1 protein-coding gene and 1 pseudogene are annotated in these 1,199 nt (G+C 75.4%); both read left to right on the forward strand.

The genetic code is table 11. The features are described 5' to 3' along the window. A pseudogene (locus DQW06_RS29645) lies at positions 1–183 on the forward strand (sugar ABC transporter ATP-binding protein); the annotation flags it as partial. Continuing rightward, the coding region (locus DQW06_RS22005; protein ID WP_157983547.1) for an ABC transporter permease at positions 180–1,199 on the forward strand (1,020 nt) is incomplete at its 3' end. The pseudogene DQW06_RS29645 and the gene DQW06_RS22005, both read left to right, overlap by 4 nt.

The raw sequence follows: 1,199 nt of genomic DNA on the forward strand, positions 1-1,199 counted from the left end.
GTCATGGCGGTGGCCACCGGATCGCCGCACCCGGGCGGGTCCGCCGCACCGGTTCCCGGGCAGGACCCGGCCGCCGCTCCACCGCGCCCGGTCGCCCCCGCCCCACCGGCCGCCGGGGGCGACCCGGCCGCCGGAACCGACAACGGCGGCTCCCCCGCACGGCACGAGGAGGCCGCCCCGTGACACCCCCACCGACCTCCGTCCTCCGGAGCCTGCGCGCCCGGACGGGCACCACCGGGCTGGTCTACCTGGCCCTGGTGCTGCTGCTCGCGGTCAGCGCGGCCTTCGTGGCCGCCCGGGGCGGCAACCTGTTCACCACCGCCAACACCGTCGACCTGCTCACCCGCAGCAGCCTGCTGGGCTTCCTGGCCGTCGGGATGACCCTCGTCATCCTGTGCCGCTCCCTGGACCTGTCGGTCGGCTACGTGGCCGCCCTGTCCACCGTGGTCGCGGCCACCACCATGGCGGGCGACCCCTCCCGGATCGTCCTCGGCGTGGCCGCGGCGCTCGGCCTGGCCGCGCTGATCGGCCTGGTCAACGGGCTGGTGGTCACGGGGCTGCGGGTCAACCCCTTCATCGCCACCCTGGGCATGGGGCTGGTGATCAAGGGCTACCTGGACACGAACTTCCAGGGCCCGGCCGGGGCGGTGCCCGCCGCCTTCCAGGCCTTCGGCTACACCCGGATCGGTGTGCTGCCCGTCTCCACCCTGGTCATGCTGGGCGTGGCGGTGGCGGCGGTGCTGTTCCTGAGCCGCACACGGATGGGCTACCACATCTACGCCGTCGGCGGCGACGCCGACGTGGCCCGGCTCTCCGGGGTCCGCTCCGGGGTGCCCACGGTCACCGCGCACGTGTTGTGCTCGGTCACCGCCGGTGTGGCCGGTCTGCTGCTGGCCGCCCGGTTCGGGACCGGCAGCGCCACCGTCTACTCCGGGGGCTACGAACTGGAGGCCATCGCGGCCGTGGTGCTGGGCGGGACCTACCTGCTCGGCGGGCGCGGCGGCGTGGCCGGGACGGTGGCGGGGGTGCTCATCCTCGCCACGCTCGACACCGTGTTCAACGTGCTGGCGGTCGACCCGTTCGTCAAGGACGTCCTGCGCGGCGTCATCGTCATCGCCGCCGTGGCCGTCTACGCCCGCGGCGGGCGCTCCGCCGTGCGGACGCGCTTCCCCTCCGGCGGCGCGCCGCCGGAGGGGAAG

It is taken from the genome of Nocardiopsis sp. TNDT3 (assembly GCF_003427465.1).
Taxonomy (GTDB): domain Bacteria; phylum Actinomycetota; class Actinomycetes; order Streptosporangiales; family Streptosporangiaceae; genus Nocardiopsis; species Nocardiopsis dassonvillei.